Genomic DNA, 19,196 nt, shown 5'->3' with positions numbered 1-19,196 from the left:
TAAGTACACATGGGTTGATGTGATTCATTTCCCCTCTAACTTTTTGAGAGTTACATCATTTCACTGTCCTCTGTCCCATCAACACTCTTTTCAAATTTATCAAGCAATGAACGCACTTCATCTGTTGATTTCGTGCTCATTAATTGATTTCTTAATTCAGCAGCTCCATGGAATCCTTTGACATAAATTTTGAAAAAGCGATGAAGCCCTGTGATTGAACGTGGCAGTACTTCTGCATATTGATCTTGAAGATCAAGCTGCAGTCTTAAAAGATCAAGGTGTTCTTTACTGCTATGCTCTTTTGGCTCTTTTTCAAAAGCAAATGGATTTTTAAAAATACCTCGCCCGATCATAACGCCATCAATACCATATTTTTCAGCAAGTTCCATTCCAGTTTGACGGTCAGGAATGTCCCCATTGATTGTTAGGAGCGTATTGGGTGCGATACGGTCACGTAGTTTTTTGATTTCTGGAATTAGCTCCCAATGCGCATCTACTTGGCTCATTTCTTCTCTTGTACGTAAATGAATAGAAAGGTTCGCAATATCTTGTTTGAAAATATGCGTTAACCAATCCTCCCACTCACTTAACTCTTTAAAGCCAAGTCGTGTTTTTACGCTGACAGGTAATCCGCCCGCTTTTGCCGCTTGAATAAGTTCTGCCGCAACGTCTGGACGTAGAATAAGACCACTACCTTTCCCTCTCGATGCCACATTCGGTACTGGGCAGCCCATATTAATATCGATGCCTTTAAATCCTAGCTCTGCCATGCCAATACTCATTTGACGGAAATATTCGGGATTATCCCCCCAAATATGTGCCACCATTGGCTGTTCATCTTCTGTAAAAATCAAACGGCCACGCACACTTTTCATACCCTCTGGATGGCAATAGCTATCCGAGTTTGTAAACTCTGTGAAAAATACATCCGGTCGACCGGCTTCACTTACTACGTGACGAAAAACAACATCTGTCACATCTTCCATTGGTGCAAGTACAAAAAATGGTCGTGGTAAATCACGCCAAAAATTATCTATCATTTCAAACTCAAATCCTCTCACTATGAATACAAATTCAAACTCTCAGTCAAATAACATAAAGCCAAATGTTACAATAGCTTATTATCAAACACCAGTCCATTTGGACATTTATAATTTGTGAAAATCAACAATGTTTATTTTAATTAAAATCGGGCCTGAATGGTATTTTTATAAACCAAAAAGCAGATGGTATAGATTTTTTCTATATCAACTGCTTTTCTATTATACCAACTTAAGCCAAGCCACACACTCCACATGAGTCGTATGCGGAAACATATCAACAGGTTGTACTTCCTGTGCTTTATATCCGCCTTCTTCTAGTACTTTTAAGTCGCGTGCCAATGTTGCTGGGTTGCATGATACGTATACGACGCGTTTTGGCTTCATGTCGATAATTGTGTTTAGTAGTGCTTCGTCACAGCCTTTACGCGGTGGGTCGACGACCATTGTGTCGGCGATTACGCCTTCTTTGTACCAATTTGGAATGACTACTTCTGCTTCTCCGACTGCGAATTCAGCGTTTGTCATGTTGTTTAATGCTGCGTTACGGTTTGCGTCTTCGATTGCTTCTGGGACAATTTCAACGCCGTATACTTTCTTCGCTTTTTGCGCTAAAAACAGCGAGATTGATCCGATTCCGCAATATGCATCAATTACTGTTTCGTTACCATCTAACTTTGCGTATTCTAACGTTTTATCGTATAGTACTTTCGTTTGTTCTGGGTTTACTTGATAGAATGAACGTGCTGAAATCGCAAATTTAATGTCACCGATAAAGTCATAAATATATTCTGATCCGTACAGTACTGTCGTTGTATCTCCAAAGATTACGTTTGTACGTTTCGTATTTACGTTTTGAACGATTGATTTTACATTTGGGAACTTCGCTGTAATTTCTTCAATGATTGCCTTTTTATTTGCAAGTTCTGCCGTACGTGTAATAAAGACAAGCATGATTTCCCCTGTTACTTGCCCGTAGCGAGCCATTACGTGGCGCAGCGTTCCTTTATGACGTTCCTCGTTGTACGCTGTGATGCCTTTGTTTTCGCAAATACGTTTTACTTCTTGAATTAATGTATCGTTTTCTTCTGCTTGAATTAAGCATGTTTCCATATTAATGATGTCATGTGTTCCTTGACGATAGAAACCTGCGACAAGTCCGCCTTCACGTTCTCCAATTGGTACTTGTGCTTTGTTTCGATAAATCCAAGGATTCTCCATGCCAAGAACAGGATGCACTGGTACATCATGAAGTCCACCGATGCGCTGCATCACGTCACGTACTTGCTTTTCTTTTGCTTTTAATTGTCCTTCATACGTTAAGTGCTGAAGCTGACAACCGCCGCATTGGTTATATACTGGGCATTCTGCATCTTTACGATACGGGCTTTCTATATGAAGCTTCATTAAACGACCAAATGCGAAATTCTTCTTTACTTTAATAATTTTAATTTGTGCTTCTTCACCTGGCAATCCGTTTTTCACGAAAATAGGATATCCCTTCACTTTCGCAACACCGGCACCATCATGCGTTAAATCTTCAAATACTACATCTATAAATTCGTTTTTTTCAACTGGTGGCGTCATTTTATTACTCATTTTCCGACCTCTCTTTTTCATAACACTGCGTTACATTTTATCATACTTATATGGTCTTTATCTATCGGAAGAAAAAAAGCTATTGACGATGCTTCTCTATTAATGTTACGCTACTAATAATTTAATACGGACGATGTTACCTCATATATACTTGATAATATGGATCGAGAGTTTCTACCCGGCAACCGCAAATTGCTGGACTATGGGGAAAACTAATGAATATTATGTTTGTGTATATAAAGACTTATATTGATTAGCTTTCTCTCATAGATGAAAGTAAATCCATATAGGTCTTTTTTATTTTTTATTTTTCTAAAAGGTCAGACATCTTACGTATGACATAAAGCCTCTTCTGTTTTATTTAGTAGTCATATAATGAGCGTTTTATGTACAAACTTTATACGAACTTCTGAAAGGAGCAACTACATGCAATATGTAATAAGCGTTATCGGTATTCTTACCGTGTTAGGTTTATGTTTTGTTTTGTCAAACAACAAAAGTAAAATCAACTACCGTGCAATTGCTATTATGATCGTTTTCCAAATTTTAATTGGTTGGTTTATGTTTGGCACAAAAATTGGCCAAGAAATCATTATTTTTATTAGTAAAGTCTTTAACAAACTCATTAAACTTGGTACAACAGGTGTTGACTTCCTGTTTAACGGCATCCAAAAAGACTTTGTCTTTTTCTTCAACGTACTATTAATTATCGTCTTTTTCTCAACACTACTTTCTATTTTTAGTTATTTAGGCGTTTTGCCGTTTATCGTTCGTGTTGTCGGCGGTGCCATTTCAAAAATTACTGGTTTACCACGCGTTGAATCGTTCCATGCGGTAAACTCTGTATTCTTCGGTTCAAGTGAAGCATTAATCGTTATTAAAAATGATTTAAAACATTTTAATAAAAACCGTATGTTTATCATTTGCTGTTCAGCAATGAGCTCAGTTTCAGCTTCTGTTACAGCATCATACGTGATGATGCTAGATGCAAAATATGTACTAGCAGCACTGCCACTGAACTTATTTTCTAGCTTAATTGTTTGTTCATTATTAACACCAGTTGATACGAAAAAAGAAGAAGAAACGATTCAAAAATTTGATAGAAGTCTATTCGGTGATAGCCTGATTGGTGCCATGATTAACGGTGCATTAGATGGTTTAAAAGTAGCTGGAATCGTTGCCGCTTTAATGATCGCCTTTATCGGTGTTATGGAAGTTGTCAACTATGTAATTAGTGCAGCTTCAGGCGCAATGGGATATGCTATTACATTGCAACAAATCTTCGGCTATATTCTTGCTCCATTTGCATTCCTAATGGGGATCCCAACATACGATATTATCCCAGCTGGTGGCATCATGGGAACAAAAATTGTCTTAAATGAATTTGTCGCTATCCTTGATTTAAAAGACGTTGCCAAAACGTTATCTCCACGTACAGTTGGAATCGTTACTGTATTCTTAATTAGTTTCGCAAGTATTAGCCAAATTGGTGCGATTGTCGGTACAATCCGTGCCCTTTCTGAAAAACAAGGAAGTGTTGTATCTAAGTTTGGTTGGAAAATGCTATTTGCATCAACACTTGCTTCTATTTTATCTGCTACAATTGCTGGATTATTTATTTAATAACAAATCACCCTTTCTTTCCTTTTACTTTAGGATGTTAGGGTGATTTTTTATAATTAAAAATATAATTTATATGCAATATTGCATACACTTTTCAAAACGATTTCCCTTTTTTATATTAAGAAATCAATATATAATAGTAACGGCAAGAAGATGTATTTTTTCTGTTTATAGTGAAAGAAATATCCAACAGCACAACCCCAAAAGTAGAACAACGTTTTTAAAAACATCTCCGAAAATAGCTATTTTCGGAGATGTTTTTTTATACAAGAAACTACATAGTTACACTTCGTTTTCTTCACAAACATTTTGCATAGGATAAATTCCATACGAACGAACCGTCTTTTCCGAATTCTCCCAAAAAAGATATTCCTCTCTATATTTCATAATGATATGATGGACAAGGGTATCGAATATTTTTTCATAAAGAAATATTCGAATAAACAGTCTCTTATAAAAGTACAAAGAGAGAATCTATTACATAAGAGAGATAGAGAGATAAAAACACAATAGAAGGATGATATTATGAAAAAATATGCATGCATTGCTTTACTGTCTTCTGCTATTCTCGTAGGTTGTCATACTAGCACAACTAGCGAGAAACAGACAAAAGAAACAACCTCCAAAAATCAAAAAGAAACGAAGGAAGTACAAGCCAAAGCAGTAGAAGTAGCTTTAGCACAAGGAATCATTTCATGGGAGCCATTTGAATACAATGCACAAAACACTACACTTTATACAAAAAATGTAAAAGATTCTTTTAAAGAAGTACGTTACAATATTTGGCGCACAGCTGATGGGCTTGAAAGTAAACAAACATTTGTATCAAAAGATAAAACCCGTGATTTTGCTCTCCCGTTTCATTTACAATCGTTTCATTTAAAGCGTGGAGAATTTCAAATTGAAACAGTCGGGATAAAAGAAGATAACAAAGAAGTTCCGCTAGTAAAATCTACGATTACATTCCAACAATATGTACCTGTCCTTATGTACCACGCTATTGAGAAATACCCTGGACCAAGCGACGGCGAGTTAGGATTATATGTACCACCAGAGCAATTTGAAAAACATATGCAGTATTTAAAAGATAACGGTTATACAATGTTAACGTTTGAACGTTGGAGTGATGTAAATCGTGTCAATAAACCAATCTTTATAACAATGGATGATGGTCGAAAAAATAATATGAATGCCCTTCATATTTTGCAAAAATTAAAAGATGATCGATTCCAACCAGCAGCAACAGAGTTCCTTGTTTCAAATGATATCGATAAACCAAATCGCCTTACAACAGACGAGGTCAAACAAATGCTTAATTCAGGTATTTTTTCTATTCAATCTCATACCGCTAATCATACAATGATGGCTTACACAAACAATTACGATGAAGAATTACGCACATCTAAAGAAAAAATTGAAAATCTGACAGGAAAAAAAATCATTGCCCTTGCCTATCCGGTAGGTTCTTATAATGACCAAGCTGTAGAAGCAACAAAAAAACATTACGAGTTTGCCGTAACGACGGACCATGGTACTCACATTACAAAAGGCACACCGAATGAACAATACTTAATTAAACGTCATTTTGTTGGACCAAATACAACAATGGCGCAGTTTATATCACTTGTAAAAGAAAAGTATTAATCTTTTTTCAGGCTACTTTTTTATAAAAGTAGCCTGTTCTATCCTATTATTTAAGCTAACTTTAAAGTTAGCTTAAATAATAGCCTTAACTATGTAGCCCCCCCTCTTTAACTGTTATAATTTGTAAAAAAGGTTATTGGAGGCTTTTATGAAAGTACATGCTCTTTTTGAATTCCTACATTTATTATTTTTAAGCATAAAAAGTTATTATGTGTTGGGCATCCCTAGTTACGTGTTTTTGATCCCTCTCCTCTTTGTTGTCGGCTACATGCTCATCACGTTGAACAAACCTGTAAAAAGAAAACGACTTCGAAGTAAATCCTCATAATTTTCATTACGGATCTTCATTTTTCTAAAATGCTATCAAAAAAATAATACACAATAGAAGATCATCGTTATAAGAAAATATAAGGAAAGTATTGTAACTTACCAACAAACCGAGATTCATATAACTAAAAAATGAGTCCAATATTTTTCCTATTGTACTCATTTTTTATACTATTCATTAAATCGTTATAGACTGACCATTAAACTTAGTAAAAGAAAAGCCCTGAAAATTCTCGTTATAGGTTGCTTTGTAATCTTGTAAAGTTCCTATTGCTACTGCTTCCCCAAGATGTAAACCTTCTATGCCATCAGAGCGCCATTGGACGCCAGCTGTATCTCGTCCAATGGCAATATTCGTAGCAAGTTTATTCAACTCTCCTCCAACCGTTAAAGACTCTCCTGAATAAGAAAGTAACGGCTGACCGTCAGAACTTGCTATAACTGGTTCTGGAATGACAAACGACTCATTAAAAAACGCCTTTAATATTGTCACACCAGCTCCTACTAAAAGCTGGTGGTACTGCCACACTTAAATGATGTGAATCAGCCCCTTCGAATCCATAAGCAAGCTTTATTACACCGCCAAGTGTTATATGTTCAAAATCATTCGGGTTTCCCTTCTTAAGTGCTTTAATCAAATTTTTATAAGCATCTATATCGACCTCACCTAAAGCATTACGCGGTAAGGATTTGGAAAAACTAGCAATTTTCCCATGAAAACGTTTTTTTATCTCCATTACATAATTGAACTGCTAAAGGAATATTCCTTTGATACTTTGCGGCTTGGAGACGAACGTGAAATGTCTCATTCAGACGCTCACATGGAGACATCAGTCCTACCTCACATTTTTTATCTATATATGGGTAACAATCTTTTCTTTTTCGAATTGAATCTTGCTCCATATTATCGCCCTTTTCTTACGATATCCCGTACAAATATGGCGTTAAGGGACTGTTTATATTTTTGAATATTTTGTGTATTATAGATATAATACACATTTCACAAAAAAGGAGATTACCATATGTCATTTGAACAAACGTTAGAAAAATATGCTGCTCTTGCAGTAAATGTCGGTGTTAATATTCAGCCGGGACAAACATTATCTATTAACGCCCCTCTTGAGGCGGCTCCATTTGTCCGTCTTGTTACAGAGAAAGCATATAAATCAGGTGCAAAGCATGTATATGTAGATTGGAACGACGAAGTATTAACACGTTTGAAATTTGATTTAGCTCCTGAAGAAGCATTCTCAGAATTTCCTGCTTGGAAGGCTCATGCACGGGAAGAACTTGCAAAAGAAGGCGCGGCATTTATGTCTATTTATGCAGAAAATCCAGATTTATTAAAAGGTGTAGATGCTAAAAAAATTGCAAGTGCTCATAAGGTTGCTGGAGAAGCCATGAAAGTATACCGCGATTATGTACAAGCTGATAAAGTAAGCTGGTGTGTGATCTCTGTTCCTACGAAAGAATGGGCAGCCAAAGTTTTCCCTGATGTTGCATCAGAAGAACAAGAAGCAAAATTGTGGGATGCGATTTTCCAAGCAACTCGCGCGAATTTAGAAAACCCAGTAGAAGCATGGAAAGAGCATGATGTACTATTACATAAAAAAGTAGATTACTTAAATGAAAAACATTATAAAGCTCTTCATTATACAGGCCCTGGAACGAATTTAACAATTGAACTTCCAGAAAAACACGTGTGGGCTGGAGCTGGGAGCCTAAATGAAAAAAATGTACCATTTATGGCTAACATTCCAACAGAAGAAGTGTTTACAATGCCATTAAAAACAGGTGTAAATGGGCAAGTATCGAGCACGAAACCGTTAGTGTTTAGCGGCAATATTATCGATACCTTTACACTTACATTCGAAAACGGGCGTATTGTAGATTATAAAGCTGATATGGGCGAAGAGGCTTTAAAACATTTAGTTGAGACAGATGAAGGTTCTCATTTCTTAGGAGAAGTTGCATTAGTACCTCATGATTCACCAATTTCTAATACAAATATTTTGTTCTACAATACATTATTTGATGAAAATGCATCTTGCCATTTAGCAATTGGAAATGCGTATGCTTTTAACTTAGAAGGTGGTAAAACAATGACAAAAGAAGAGCTTGCTGAAAATGGCGCAAACTCTAGTATTACGCATGAAGACTTCATGATTGGTTCTGCTGAACTTGATATCGACGGCATTACCGCTGATGGTAAACATGAACCGATTTTCCGTAAAGGTAACTGGGCGTTTTAAGGAACAAAAAAGGCTGTTTTCACTTTAGAAAACGGCCTTTTTTTATGATGCTGATACTTTCAGCCCTACTACTCCAAGTACAATACAAAGGATACAAAATACTTGAAATAAGCTAATATGCTCCTTAAAAAAGTATACACTAATAATTGTAATAAATAGTGTCCCTAAACCAGACCAAATCGCATAGGCAATACTTAAATGAATCTTTTTTACAACAATGGCAAATACGCTAAAACAAATGCCATAACATATGAAAATCAATACACTTGGAACAAGCTTTGTTAAACCATTTGATAGTTTCATTGCAACAGTTCCAGCAATTTCGAATATAATCGTTATAAGTAATAATAACCAATATATCATCTAGATCCCCTTATCTGTTAACTTATAGAGACTCTAGTATACTATTTTTATTTCTGTTTAAACAAGATTACAATCCTAACGAAATATACTTAACTTCTAAATACTCTTCGATTCCGAAGTGACCACCTTCGCGCCCAATTCCACTTTCCTTAAATCCACCAAATGGCGCTTGCGCAACAGATGGAAGTCCATCGTTTAAGCCAATAATTCCATATTCTAACGCTTCACTAATTTGAAAAGCTTGGCTAATGTCTTTTGTAAATACATAAGCCGCTAAGCCATATGGTGTGTTATTCGCACGCTCAATTACTTCTTCTACCGTTTCAAACTTTGCAACTGGTGCGACTGGTCCAAATGTTTCTTCAGTCATACATAACATTGTATCATTTGCATATCCGATGACAGTTGGCTCAATGAAGTGACCATTTAATTCTGGAAGTGTTTGGCCCCCGTTCAAAATTTCGCCGCCTTTTTTAATTGCATCTTCAATATGCTCCTGCACCTTTTCTACAGCATTTGCATCGATAAGTGGCCCTACAGTCGTATCTTCTCCAAATCCATCTCCTACTTTAAGCTGCCCTACTGCTTTTTGGAATTTCATCGTGAATTCTCCATACACCGCTTCTTGTACGAATACGCGATTTGTACATATACATGTTTGCCCAGCATTACGGAATTTCGAACCAATCACTGCTTCTACCGCCTTATCTAAATCTGCATCATTCATTACGATAAATGGGGCATGACCACCTAGTTCAAGCGAAACTTTCTTCATCGTTTTCGCTGCTCCAGCCATTAACTCTTTTCCAATTTCAGTTGAGCCTGTAAATGAAACTTTCCTTACACGTCCATCCTCCATCCAAGTATCAGCAATTGCCTTTGCACTACCTGTTACAATGTTTAAAACACCTTTTGGAATACCAGCTTCATGCGCTAATTCAGCTAATTTAAATGCTGTTAACGGCGTTTGGCTCGCAGGTTTTACAACTGCTGTACAGCCTGCTGCAAGTGCTGGTGCAACTTTTCTTGTAATCATTGCAGCTGGAAAATTCCATGGTGTAATCGCTGCAATAACGCCCACAGGCTGCTTCGTTACTAAAATGCGTTTATTTGGATGAGAAGCCGGAATCATTTCACCATATACTCGTTTTCCCTCTTCTGCATACCACTCTACAAAACTATTTGCATAGTTTACCTCTCCAAGCGCTTCTGTAAACGGCTTTCCTTGTTCTTTTGTCATAATCGCCGCAATTTCTTCTTTATTTTCATCAATTAACATAAACCACTTCTTTAATTTTTGTGCACGATCAGCAGCTGTTAATTTTGACCAAGATTTAAACGCATCATGTGCAGCATCTACAGCTTGCTTTGCTTCTGTAACTCCACCCTTCGGAACAGTTGCAAAGACTTCTTGTGTTGCAGGGTTATTAATCTCAATTTGTTCTTGTAGCTTGACCCACTCTCCATTTATATACATAGCTTTCTGTTCTAAATTTACATATGTCACTTTCTTATCCAATGTTCTCTTCCTCCTTTATATTCACTTCATTTCTTTCTATATTTCTATCATACTTTCAAAAAAGCATAGGAACAAAGAAATAACCTTCAAAAACCATTTTATTCTAATATCATTTTTTCATATATCTCCAACGTATAAGTTAGCAAAATGACATTTACTCGGCACAGGACGGAAAAAGGGGCCTGACCGCTTCTATTTGTATATAAATCCATTTTGATTTTTCGACACATAACCCGCTGCTATGAGGAACAAAAAGTGAACTACACTCATTTTCTCTCTTTGTTTTTACTTAGCATGGGGCAGGAAGAGGGGCTGACCGCTTCTATGCATGGCCGGATCCTCTCTCCCACCTAAAAAGAATGGTTTTATGTCATTTTTTCAGTTTGTATTTATATATTTATACAATTTCTTCCCCGACAAATTTCTTAATTTTCCTAGTTGCCGCCGATTGACTTATTTTCAAAAACTCTGCAACTTTATAACTTGATCCATATGTTTTATACGCTTTAATAATAATATTCCGTTCTACTTCTTCTAGCATTTTATACAGGCTTTGACCAGATTGTTCGACTGTTGATTCTTGCATAGATAATGGTAAATCTTCTATCGTGACAATATTGTCTGCAGTAATGACAATGCGTTCAATTATGTTTTCTATTTCTCTATTATTTCCTTCCCAAGAGTGCCCTACAAACATTTGTAAAGTGCTAGGAGACAATTTCACATCACGCCCGTATTTTTCGTTAAAGTGTTGTAAGTAGTGATAAACTAAAGGTAAAATATCTTCCGTTCTCTCACGAAGTGGAGGAATTTGAATCGGTATTACATTCAGACGATAATATAAGTCTTTCCTGAATGTTCCTTGTTTTACCATTTCAGCTAGATCTCTATTCGTAGCTGCCACAATACGAACATCTACTTTTTTTAATTCTCTTCCTCCTACCGGACGGAACGTTTTTTCCTGTAATACTTGCAACAGCTTCGCTTGAATTTCAAGAGGCATTTCACCAATCTCATCTAAGAAAAGCGTTCCCTTATGGGCTAGCTCTAAAATCCCTTTTTTCCCTTCACGATTTGCTCCTGTAAATGAGCCACCTGAATAACCGAACAGTTCTGATTCAATTAAATTTGTCGGTAATGCCGCACAATTAATTTCATAAAACATTTCATTTTTCCGATGACTCACTTCATGTAAATGACGTACTAATCTACTTTTCCCTACTCCAGTCTCACCTAAAATAAGGACCGTACTATCTACTACAGATACTTTTTTAATTGTTGCGACTATTTTTTGCATAACTATACTTTTAAAAATAAGCCCTTCATGTTCATACGTTTCTCTTAACTCTTTTTTATATGTCTTTAACTGATTATCCATCTCCTCTACCTTTTTTCTTAATTGGTAGAGTTCAGTGAGGTCCCGCGAATAGCTAATCACTCTGCGTAAATTTCCTTGTTCATCAAACACAGGTCTCGTGCGAACGTGCAAACACTCTCCCGATTTTGTTGTCTGCACAAGTTCAATCGGCTTTTTCTTTTCAATCACTTCCAGTGTTGCGGATGGATAAAAAACCCCTTCTTTTTGTAACTCTTTTACATGCTTACCTATTAACTCCTTAGCAGATAATTGATAGTGTCTTTCACATGTGCTATTTACACGAACAACAGTACCTTCCTCATCCGTGACAAAAATTTCATCAAATGCATATTCAAATACATCTTTTAAATCCATAAATACTCGTTCCTTTTCTGCAACCATCCCAGCCACTCCTCAAATTCAAGGTCCACCACTTCACTTTATTATCACCTACATTTTATTATAAAGTGAAACCTTAATTTAAGGGAATTTTCTGTTTTTTAAACAAAACAAACTAGACTGGTCACAAATATGTTATATACGCACTTTATAAGTCGCTGCTATTAAAAGAAAAAGGACTTTCACTCGTTTTCACTTAGCATATGGCTAAAAAAGGAATTGACCGCTTCCATACACGACCGAACGCTCTCTCTTCTTCCAAAAAAGAAAAGCTTTTATTTTTCAATTTGTATTCTATTTTCTACACACGAGCGATATCTGCTTGCTCGTAACAAACTTGCAAAGAATCTTCAATAATTGTAAGCCCTTCTTCTAGTTGTTCATCTGTAATGACAAGCGGCATTAATACACGAACGACATTCCCATACGTTCCAGCAGATAATAAGAGCAGACCTCGTTTATTTGCTTCAGCACATAAACTTGCCGTTAATGCTTTATCTGCTTCTTTCGTTGTACGGTCTTTAACAAGTTCGAATGCACACATCGCTCCTAAACCACGTACATCACCAATACAGTTATATTTTTTCTTCATTTCTTCAAATCGATCCATTACAACCTTTCCTACATACAGAGCTCGATCATTTAAATTTTCTTTCTCTATAATATCTAAAACAGCTAATGCAGCAGCGCATCCTAATGGACTTCCCGCATATGTTCCGCCTAGTTCTCCTGGTGCTGATTCATTCATAATTTCTCTTTTCCCTATAACACCACTAATTGGTACGCCTGCCCCTAATGATTTCGATACAGTAATTAAATCTGGAATGACATCATAGTGATCTATTGCAAAGTATTTGCCTGTACGGCTAAAACCTGTTTGAATTTCATCCGCTACAAATAAAATGCCATGTTCCGAGCAAAGACGACGTACTTCCTGTACAAATTTTTTACTTGGAACAATAAAGCCACCCTCACCTTGAACTGGCTCCATCACAACGGCCGCTATGCTTTCTGGTGCAACTTCTGATATTAAGAAGTTCTTAAATTCCTCAATAATAAAGTTATCGTATTGTTCATCTGTTAGACCTTCTGGACGGCGATATTCATACGGGAATGGTGCTTTATATACTTCCGGTGCAAATGGGCCAAATCCAAATTTATAAGGCTTTACTTTACTCGTCATCGTCATTGTCATCAAAGTACGGCCGTGAAATCCTTTTGAAAACGCAATAATGCCAGGTCTTTTCGTATATTTACGAGCAATTTTCACAGCATTTTCAACTGCTTCAGCACCGCTATTTAAAAATAGTACTTGTTTTTCAAAGTTTCCAGGAGCTAATGCCGCAAGCTTCTCCGCTAATTCAATATACGGCTCATACATCATTACATTAAAGCCAGTATGGATATATTGATCTACTTGTTTATGAAGCGCCTCTTTCACAGCAGGGTGACAATGTCCTACATTAATTGTGCCAATTGCTCCTGCAAAATCGATAAATTGATTTCCATCAACATCTGTTACAAGCGCACCATCAGCTGACTGTACGAATGTTGAAATCCCATTACTCACGCCTCTTGGGACGATATTTTGACGTCGCTCTAATAAAGAAGCTGCTTTTGGTCCTGGAATTTGTTCGTTTACTTTAGCGAATTTTGTATCCATTGTTTCTCCCATCCTTTTCTACACTATTGATTTTCTTTTTCTATATTGCAAGATGCATGCCAACTTATAAATGTAGTACCCTTCTAATCCTCTCAGTATTTCGACACAAAAAATAAGTCTATAACGACTTGCAACAAGTCGTTATAGACTTATTTTGTTTATACACTAGACTTCCGTTGTTTCCAAATGAATTCACTAAAGCTAGAAATAAGGCCCCAGAATGTTGTACAAGATTAGCTAATGTCTGTCCCAGAAAGAACTCCAATTGCCTAACAAGCCCCGCTATTTTTCGCTACATGTAAATTTGTTGGCGTATCTCTAACAACTACTCCCCCCTTAAGATTAAAACGATTTACAATTAATAAAAGAGGCTGTGGAGAAAGAGAAATGCTACAAAATTATAAAGTGAAACATGGTAAGCTGACTAAGTTTGTTCATATAAAATGGTGAATGAAATTTTATCAGCGATTTTTCAAATATATCAACCGTTTCTTACAATATATCAGCGATTCGACAAAGGATATCGACTAACCAACAAAAAACGACAAAAAAACAAAAGCTCCCTAGCTTCTGTTTTCAAACAAACTGAAAAAAGAATGCCCTTATAAGGCATCCTCTGTATGTTCAGGAACAAATAGCTCTAGACAATGATACATATTTTCAAATTCCATTGGCGCATCTCCGCCATATTCACCATCTAAGTTAATCATTAATTTATCCGGCGAATGAACTTTAATACGATTTGCCTGCGTATATAAAACTTTTGGATTATTAATATGCTCCCCGCGCTGCGCTTGTGTTGCTGCTTTAATTAAATCAGCAATAGAGCCCTTCTTTAACACTAATAAATCGAATAAACCATCATTAATTGACGCATATGGGGCTACCTTTTCAAACCCGCCAACTGAACGCGTATTCGTAATTAAAAACATTGTAATCTCTTCTTTTAATAGCTTTCCATCATACTCAATTTCAACATATGTTGGATGTAACGATGGTAGCATTTCAATACCTTTTAAGTAATACGCAAGTTGTCCTAATACTGTTTTTAACTTACTTGGTACTTCATATGTTAATTCTGTAATACGTCCGCCGCCAGCAATGTTAATAAAATATGTATCGTTCGCTCTACCAAGATCTAATGGAACCGTATTGCCTTCACAAATAATATCAGCAGCCTCTTCAATAGAACGGGGCACACCGATTGCACGCGCAAAATCATTTGTCGTCCCAACTGGAATAATACCGAACTTTGGGCTATGTTCGTTCCCTACTAAACCATTTACCACTTCATTTAACGTTCCATCACCACCTGCTGCAATGACAACATCAAACTTACGATCTGCCGCTTGCCTCGCTGCCACAGTTGCATCTCCAGGTCCCGTTGTCGCATGACAAGATGTTTCATATCCTGCTTGTTCTAACTTTTGTAATACTTCTGGTAAGCTCTTTTTAAATAACTCTCGACCAGAAGTAGGGTTATAAATTATTCTTGCTCGCTTCATCATTCATTGGCACAGGAAATTCCTTATTTACGAAAAAAGAACACACCGAACCTATATCAGCGTTCCTATGCCTACCTCCTCTCATCTCCATATCCTTTTTGTAGCACATTAGATTCCGAGTTCTTACTGTTTGACATCAGCAACATGTAAAAACACTCTACTAACGTATAGCTTTGCTTTGCTTTATTCCATTCATCAAGCAATATATATTATTTCATTCATCCTAGTACTTTCTCTTTCTTACATACAAAACAAGGGTAACAATTATCTATTATTTCATGAGATGAAAAAAACCTCTATGTCTAGATTTATCATTATTCCCACCTTTTTGCAACTATCATACCATATTTGCTATACAATCATTTTCTCACTTTTGTTAGTTAATCAAACGTTTGTTTAAATAATTTCTGAATTTAAACAAACGTTTGATTAACTCAGAAAAAACACCCAAATATGGGTGCTTCCTCTGTTTAATCTTTAATAGATATCCAGTTCCAGCGACTAAAATACTCAGCCATTTCACTTCTTCCTCCGAGGCAAAGCCCCCTCTGTTAGAAGCTCCAATGACCCCCTATTCTAAACAATTCGCTTCCACTTTTCGTTATTATCGCTTATTAATTTCTTCAAGTAAGATTTTATTAACAAGTGGTGGATTTGCTTGTCCTTTTGTTGCCTTCATAATTTGACCAACTAAGAAGCCAATTGCACGGTCTTTACCGTTTTTAAAGTCTTCGATAGATTGTTCGTTATTATCAAGAATGTCTGTTACGATTTTACGAAGTGTACCTTCATCAGAGATTTGAACAAGACCTTTTGCCTTAACGATTTCTTCTGGGTCTCCACCTTTTTCAATTAACTCGATAAATACTTTCTTCGCAATTTTAGAAGAGATTGTACCTTTTTCAATTAATTGAACCATTTTAGATAGACCAGCTGGCGTTAATGCTACGTCTTTTAACTCTTTTTGTTGTTTGTTTAAATATGCTAGTACTTCACCCATTAACCAGTTTGATGTTAATTTTGCATCAGCACCGTCTGCAACTGTTGCTTCAAAGAAATCAGACATTTCTTTCGTCAATGTTAATACATGTGCATCATAAGCTGGTAAGCCAAGCTCTTCGACATAGCGAACTTTACGAGCATCTGGAAGTTCTGGGATAGAAGCACGAACGCTCTCTTTCCACTCATCATCAATGTAAAGCTCAACTAAGTCTGGCTCTGGGAAGTAACGGTAATCGTCAGATCCTTCTTTTACACGCATTAAGATCGTTTTCTTCGTTGCTTCATCATAACGACGTGTTTCTTGTTGAATGATACCACCAGACAATAATTCTTTTTCTTGGCGCACTTGTTCATGTTCAAGACCTTTTTGTACATAAGTGAAAGAGTTTAAGTTTTTCAGCTCTGCTTTTGTACCAAACTTCTCTTGTCCAACTGGACGAAGAGAAATGTTTGCATCACAGCGCAGAGAACCTTCTTCCATCTTACAATCGGATACGCCTGTATATTGAATGATTGATTTTAGTTTTTCTAAATATGCATATGCTTCTTCTGGAGTGCGCATATCTGGCTCAGATACAATTTCAATTAGCGGCATACCTTGACGGTTATAATCCACTAATGAGTAACCTTCACTTGTATGCGTTGATTTACCTGCATCTTCTTCTAAGTGAAGACGTGTAATACCGATACGCTTCTTCTTGCCGTCTACTTCAATTTCAATCCAACCATTTTCTCCAATCGGCTTATCAAATTGAGAAATTTGGTACGCTTTCGGATTATCTGGATAGAAATAGTTTTTACGGTCAAATTTTGTTTCCGTTGCGATTTCACAGTTTAGTGCCATTGCAGCTTTCATTGCAAAGTTAACTGCTTCTTTATTTAAAGTTGGAAGTACCCCTGGGTATCCTAAGTCAATTACACTTGTTTGTGTATTTGGCTCTGCTCCGAATTCTGTTGGACTCGCAGAGAAAATTTTCGAATTTGTTTTTAACTCAACGTGAACCTCTAAACCAATAATTGTTTCTAAATTCATCTATGCTCGCCTCCTTACAGACTTGCTTTTTTTGTATGATAGTCTGTTGCTTGCTCAAACGCATGTGCAACGCGGTAAATTGTCGCTTCATCGAAGTGTTTACCAATGATTTGTAAACCAAGTGGCATGTTGTTAGCACCAAATCCACATGGAACAGAAATCGCTGGAACACCCGCTAAGTTTACTGGGATTGTTAAAATATCATTTGCATACATTGTCATTGGATCATCAACTTTTTCGCCTACTTTGAACGCTGGAGTTGGCGTTGTTGGTCCAATAATAACATCATAATTAGCACATACATTTTCAAAGTCGTTCTTAATTAATGTACGTACTTGTTGTGCTTTTTTGTAATATGCATCATAGTAACCAGAGCTAAGTGCAAATGTACCAAGCATAATACGACGTTTTACTTCATCACCGAATCCTTCGCTACGTGTGTTTTTGTAAAGATCCAATAAATTATTCACGTTATCAGAACGAACACCGTAACGTACGCCATCAAAGCGTGAAAGGTTAGCAGATGCTTCTGAAGAAGATAGTAAGTAATACGTTGCTAGAGCGTATTTAGAGTGCGGAAGAGATACTTCCTCCCAAGTTGCGCCCATACCTTCTAATACTTTTAAAGCAGCTAGTACTGACTCACGAGCTTCTTCGCCAACACCTTCGCCTAAGTACTCTTTTGGTACAGCAATGCGTAACCCTTTAACGTCGCCCGTTAAACCTGCTAAATAGTTTCCAACTTCAACATTTGCAGAAGTTGCATCCATGCGGTCAATACCTGAAATAGCTTGTAATAAGTATGCATTGTCTTCTACTGTACGTGTAATCGGTCCGATTTGGTCAAGTGAAGACGCGAATGCTACTAGTCCGTAACGAGATACACGTCCGTAAGTTGGTTTTAAGCCGACAACACCGCAATATGCAGCTGGCTGACGGATAGAACCACCAGTGTCAGAACCTAGAGAGAATAATACTTCTCCAGCTGCTACTGCTGCTGCAGAACCACCACTAGATCCGCCTGGAACGTAATCTAAGTTCCACGGGTTTTTCGTAGCATAGAAACCTGAGTTTTCATTTGAAGACCCCATCGCGAACTCGTCCATATTTAATTTACCGATTGTAATTGTGTCAGCAGCTTTTAGCTTTTGCACAACTGTCGCATCATAAATTGGATCGAAGTTTGCTAACATTTTGCTCGCACAAGTCGTACGAAGACCATTTGTTACAATGTTATCTTTCACACCAATTGGCATACCGAATAATAAACCATTATCTTCAGCACCAATCTTTGCATCTAACTCTTTCGCTTTCGCGCGCGCATTTTCTTCATCTAATGTAAGAAAAGCTTTTACGTTATCTTCAACATCCGCAATACGTTTGTAAGATTCTTCTACTAAATCCGTAACGGAAATTTCTTTGTTGTTTAACTTCTTATGTAACTCTGATACAGAATGATCAAATAATGACATCGAAATTCCCCTCCTCTATTCTAATACTGCTGGAACACGGATTTGATTATCTTTGTGATCCGGTGCATTTTTTAATACTTCTTCTACTGGTAAACCTTTTTCTGGAACATCTTCACGCATAACATTTTTCATAGTTAATACGTGAGTTGTTGGTTTTACATTTGTTGTATCTAATTCATTTAACTGTTCTGCAAATGTAACAATTGCATCTAGTTGTTTTTGAAATTTTTCTGCTTCTTGATCAGTAATCGCAAGACGTGCTAAATGTGCTACGTGCTTTACATTCTCAACGGAAATTCTTGACACGGCTAAGCCACCTCCATAATATATCGTTCAATCTACAATACTATTGATGATACCAAATTTTCAGTACTTCAAGCAAGTCAACACACGGCACT

The 19,196-nt window shown here is 36.7% G+C and carries 15 protein-coding genes and 1 riboswitch; of the genes, 3 read left to right on the top strand and 12 right to left on the bottom strand.

Annotated elements, in window-relative coordinates; genetic code table 11:
- Positions 1 to 50: 50 nt before the first annotated feature.
- Together ACX5JI_RS16410 and rlmD are read right to left on the bottom strand one after the other, a co-directional pair.
- A complete protein-coding gene (locus tag ACX5JI_RS16410; RefSeq protein WP_459502099.1) occupies positions 51 to 1,040 on the bottom strand; it encodes a tRNA dihydrouridine synthase in 990 nt (329 codons plus the stop codon).
- Positions 1,041 to 1,262: 222 nt separating this feature from the next.
- On the bottom strand, positions 1,263 to 2,639 hold the full coding sequence (gene rlmD, locus ACX5JI_RS16405; RefSeq protein ID WP_459502098.1) for a 23S rRNA (uracil(1939)-C(5))-methyltransferase RlmD: 1,377 nt from the start codon (positions 2,637 to 2,639) through the stop codon (positions 1,263 to 1,265).
- Between the two features lie 121 nt (positions 2,640 to 2,760).
- Positions 2,761 to 2,862, top strand: a riboswitch (purine riboswitch).
- A gap of 203 nt (positions 2,863 to 3,065) precedes the next feature.
- Here rlmD and ACX5JI_RS16400 point away from each other — a divergent pair.
- Complete coding sequence (locus ACX5JI_RS16400) at positions 3,066 to 4,262, top strand: NupC/NupG family nucleoside CNT transporter (protein WP_459502097.1); 1,197 nt, start codon at positions 3,066 to 3,068, stop codon at positions 4,260 to 4,262.
- A 525-nt stretch (positions 4,263 to 4,787) separates the two neighbouring features.
- Entirely contained in the window at positions 4,788 to 5,906 is a 1,119-nt protein-coding gene (locus ACX5JI_RS16395) for a polysaccharide deacetylase family protein (RefSeq protein ID WP_459502096.1), read from the top strand.
- A 505-nt stretch (positions 5,907 to 6,411) separates the two neighbouring features.
- Here the strand turns inward: ACX5JI_RS16395 and ACX5JI_RS16390 are convergent.
- On the bottom strand, positions 6,412 to 6,762 hold the full coding sequence (locus tag ACX5JI_RS16390; RefSeq protein WP_459502095.1) for a phosphatase PAP2 family protein: 351 nt from the start codon (positions 6,760 to 6,762) through the stop codon (positions 6,412 to 6,414).
- The gene (locus tag ACX5JI_RS16385) at positions 6,701 to 6,970 is read right to left on the bottom strand and encodes a hypothetical protein (protein WP_459502094.1); all 270 of its coding nucleotides are present in this window, start codon (positions 6,968 to 6,970) and stop codon (positions 6,701 to 6,703) included. Before ACX5JI_RS16385 ends, ACX5JI_RS16390 begins: the two co-directional genes overlap by 62 nt.
- A gap of 285 nt (positions 6,971 to 7,255) precedes the next feature.
- Here ACX5JI_RS16385 and ACX5JI_RS16380 point away from each other — a divergent pair, with 285 nt between their 5' ends.
- On the top strand, positions 7,256 to 8,485 hold the full coding sequence (locus ACX5JI_RS16380) for an aminopeptidase (RefSeq protein WP_459502093.1): 1,230 nt from the start codon (positions 7,256 to 7,258) through the stop codon (positions 8,483 to 8,485).
- A gap of 42 nt (positions 8,486 to 8,527) precedes the next feature.
- On the opposite strand, the gene ACX5JI_RS16375 is transcribed toward ACX5JI_RS16380, so the two are convergent.
- The 8 genes from ACX5JI_RS16375 to gatC form a co-directional block, all read right to left on the bottom strand.
- Positions 8,528 to 8,848, bottom strand: coding sequence for a DMT family transporter (locus ACX5JI_RS16375; protein WP_459502092.1), 321 nt, complete (start codon positions 8,846 to 8,848; stop codon positions 8,528 to 8,530).
- 67 nt (positions 8,849 to 8,915) lie between these two features.
- On the bottom strand, positions 8,916 to 10,367 hold the full coding sequence (locus ACX5JI_RS16370) for an NAD-dependent succinate-semialdehyde dehydrogenase (protein WP_459502091.1): 1,452 nt from the start codon (positions 10,365 to 10,367) through the stop codon (positions 8,916 to 8,918).
- 397 nt (positions 10,368 to 10,764) lie between these two features.
- A complete protein-coding gene (locus ACX5JI_RS16365; RefSeq protein WP_459502090.1) occupies positions 10,765 to 12,126 on the bottom strand; it encodes a sigma-54 interaction domain-containing protein in 1,362 nt (453 codons plus the stop codon).
- 298 nt (positions 12,127 to 12,424) lie between these two features.
- Positions 12,425 to 13,786, bottom strand: coding sequence for a 4-aminobutyrate--2-oxoglutarate transaminase (gene gabT / locus ACX5JI_RS16360; RefSeq protein WP_459502089.1), 1,362 nt, complete (start codon positions 13,784 to 13,786; stop codon positions 12,425 to 12,427).
- A 602-nt stretch (positions 13,787 to 14,388) separates the two neighbouring features.
- Positions 14,389 to 15,294, bottom strand: coding sequence for a diacylglycerol kinase (locus ACX5JI_RS16355; protein WP_459502088.1), 906 nt, complete (start codon positions 15,292 to 15,294; stop codon positions 14,389 to 14,391).
- Positions 15,295 to 15,895: 601 nt separating this feature from the next.
- Complete coding sequence (gene gatB, locus ACX5JI_RS16350) at positions 15,896 to 17,326, bottom strand: Asp-tRNA(Asn)/Glu-tRNA(Gln) amidotransferase subunit GatB (protein ID WP_459502087.1); 1,431 nt, start codon at positions 17,324 to 17,326, stop codon at positions 15,896 to 15,898.
- Between the two features lie 14 nt (positions 17,327 to 17,340).
- Positions 17,341 to 18,798, bottom strand: a complete 1,458-nt coding sequence (gatA, locus tag ACX5JI_RS16345) for an Asp-tRNA(Asn)/Glu-tRNA(Gln) amidotransferase subunit GatA (RefSeq protein ID WP_459502086.1) — start codon at positions 18,796 to 18,798, stop codon at positions 17,341 to 17,343.
- A 15-nt stretch (positions 18,799 to 18,813) separates the two neighbouring features.
- On the bottom strand, positions 18,814 to 19,104 hold the full coding sequence (gene gatC / locus ACX5JI_RS16340; RefSeq protein ID WP_000087000.1) for an Asp-tRNA(Asn)/Glu-tRNA(Gln) amidotransferase subunit GatC: 291 nt from the start codon (positions 19,102 to 19,104) through the stop codon (positions 18,814 to 18,816).
- Positions 19,105 to 19,196: the final 92 nt, after the last annotated feature.

The sequence above is a fragment of the Bacillus sp. C1 genome, from assembly GCF_054570475.1.
This window is presented reverse-complemented; position numbering and strand designations above follow the sequence as displayed.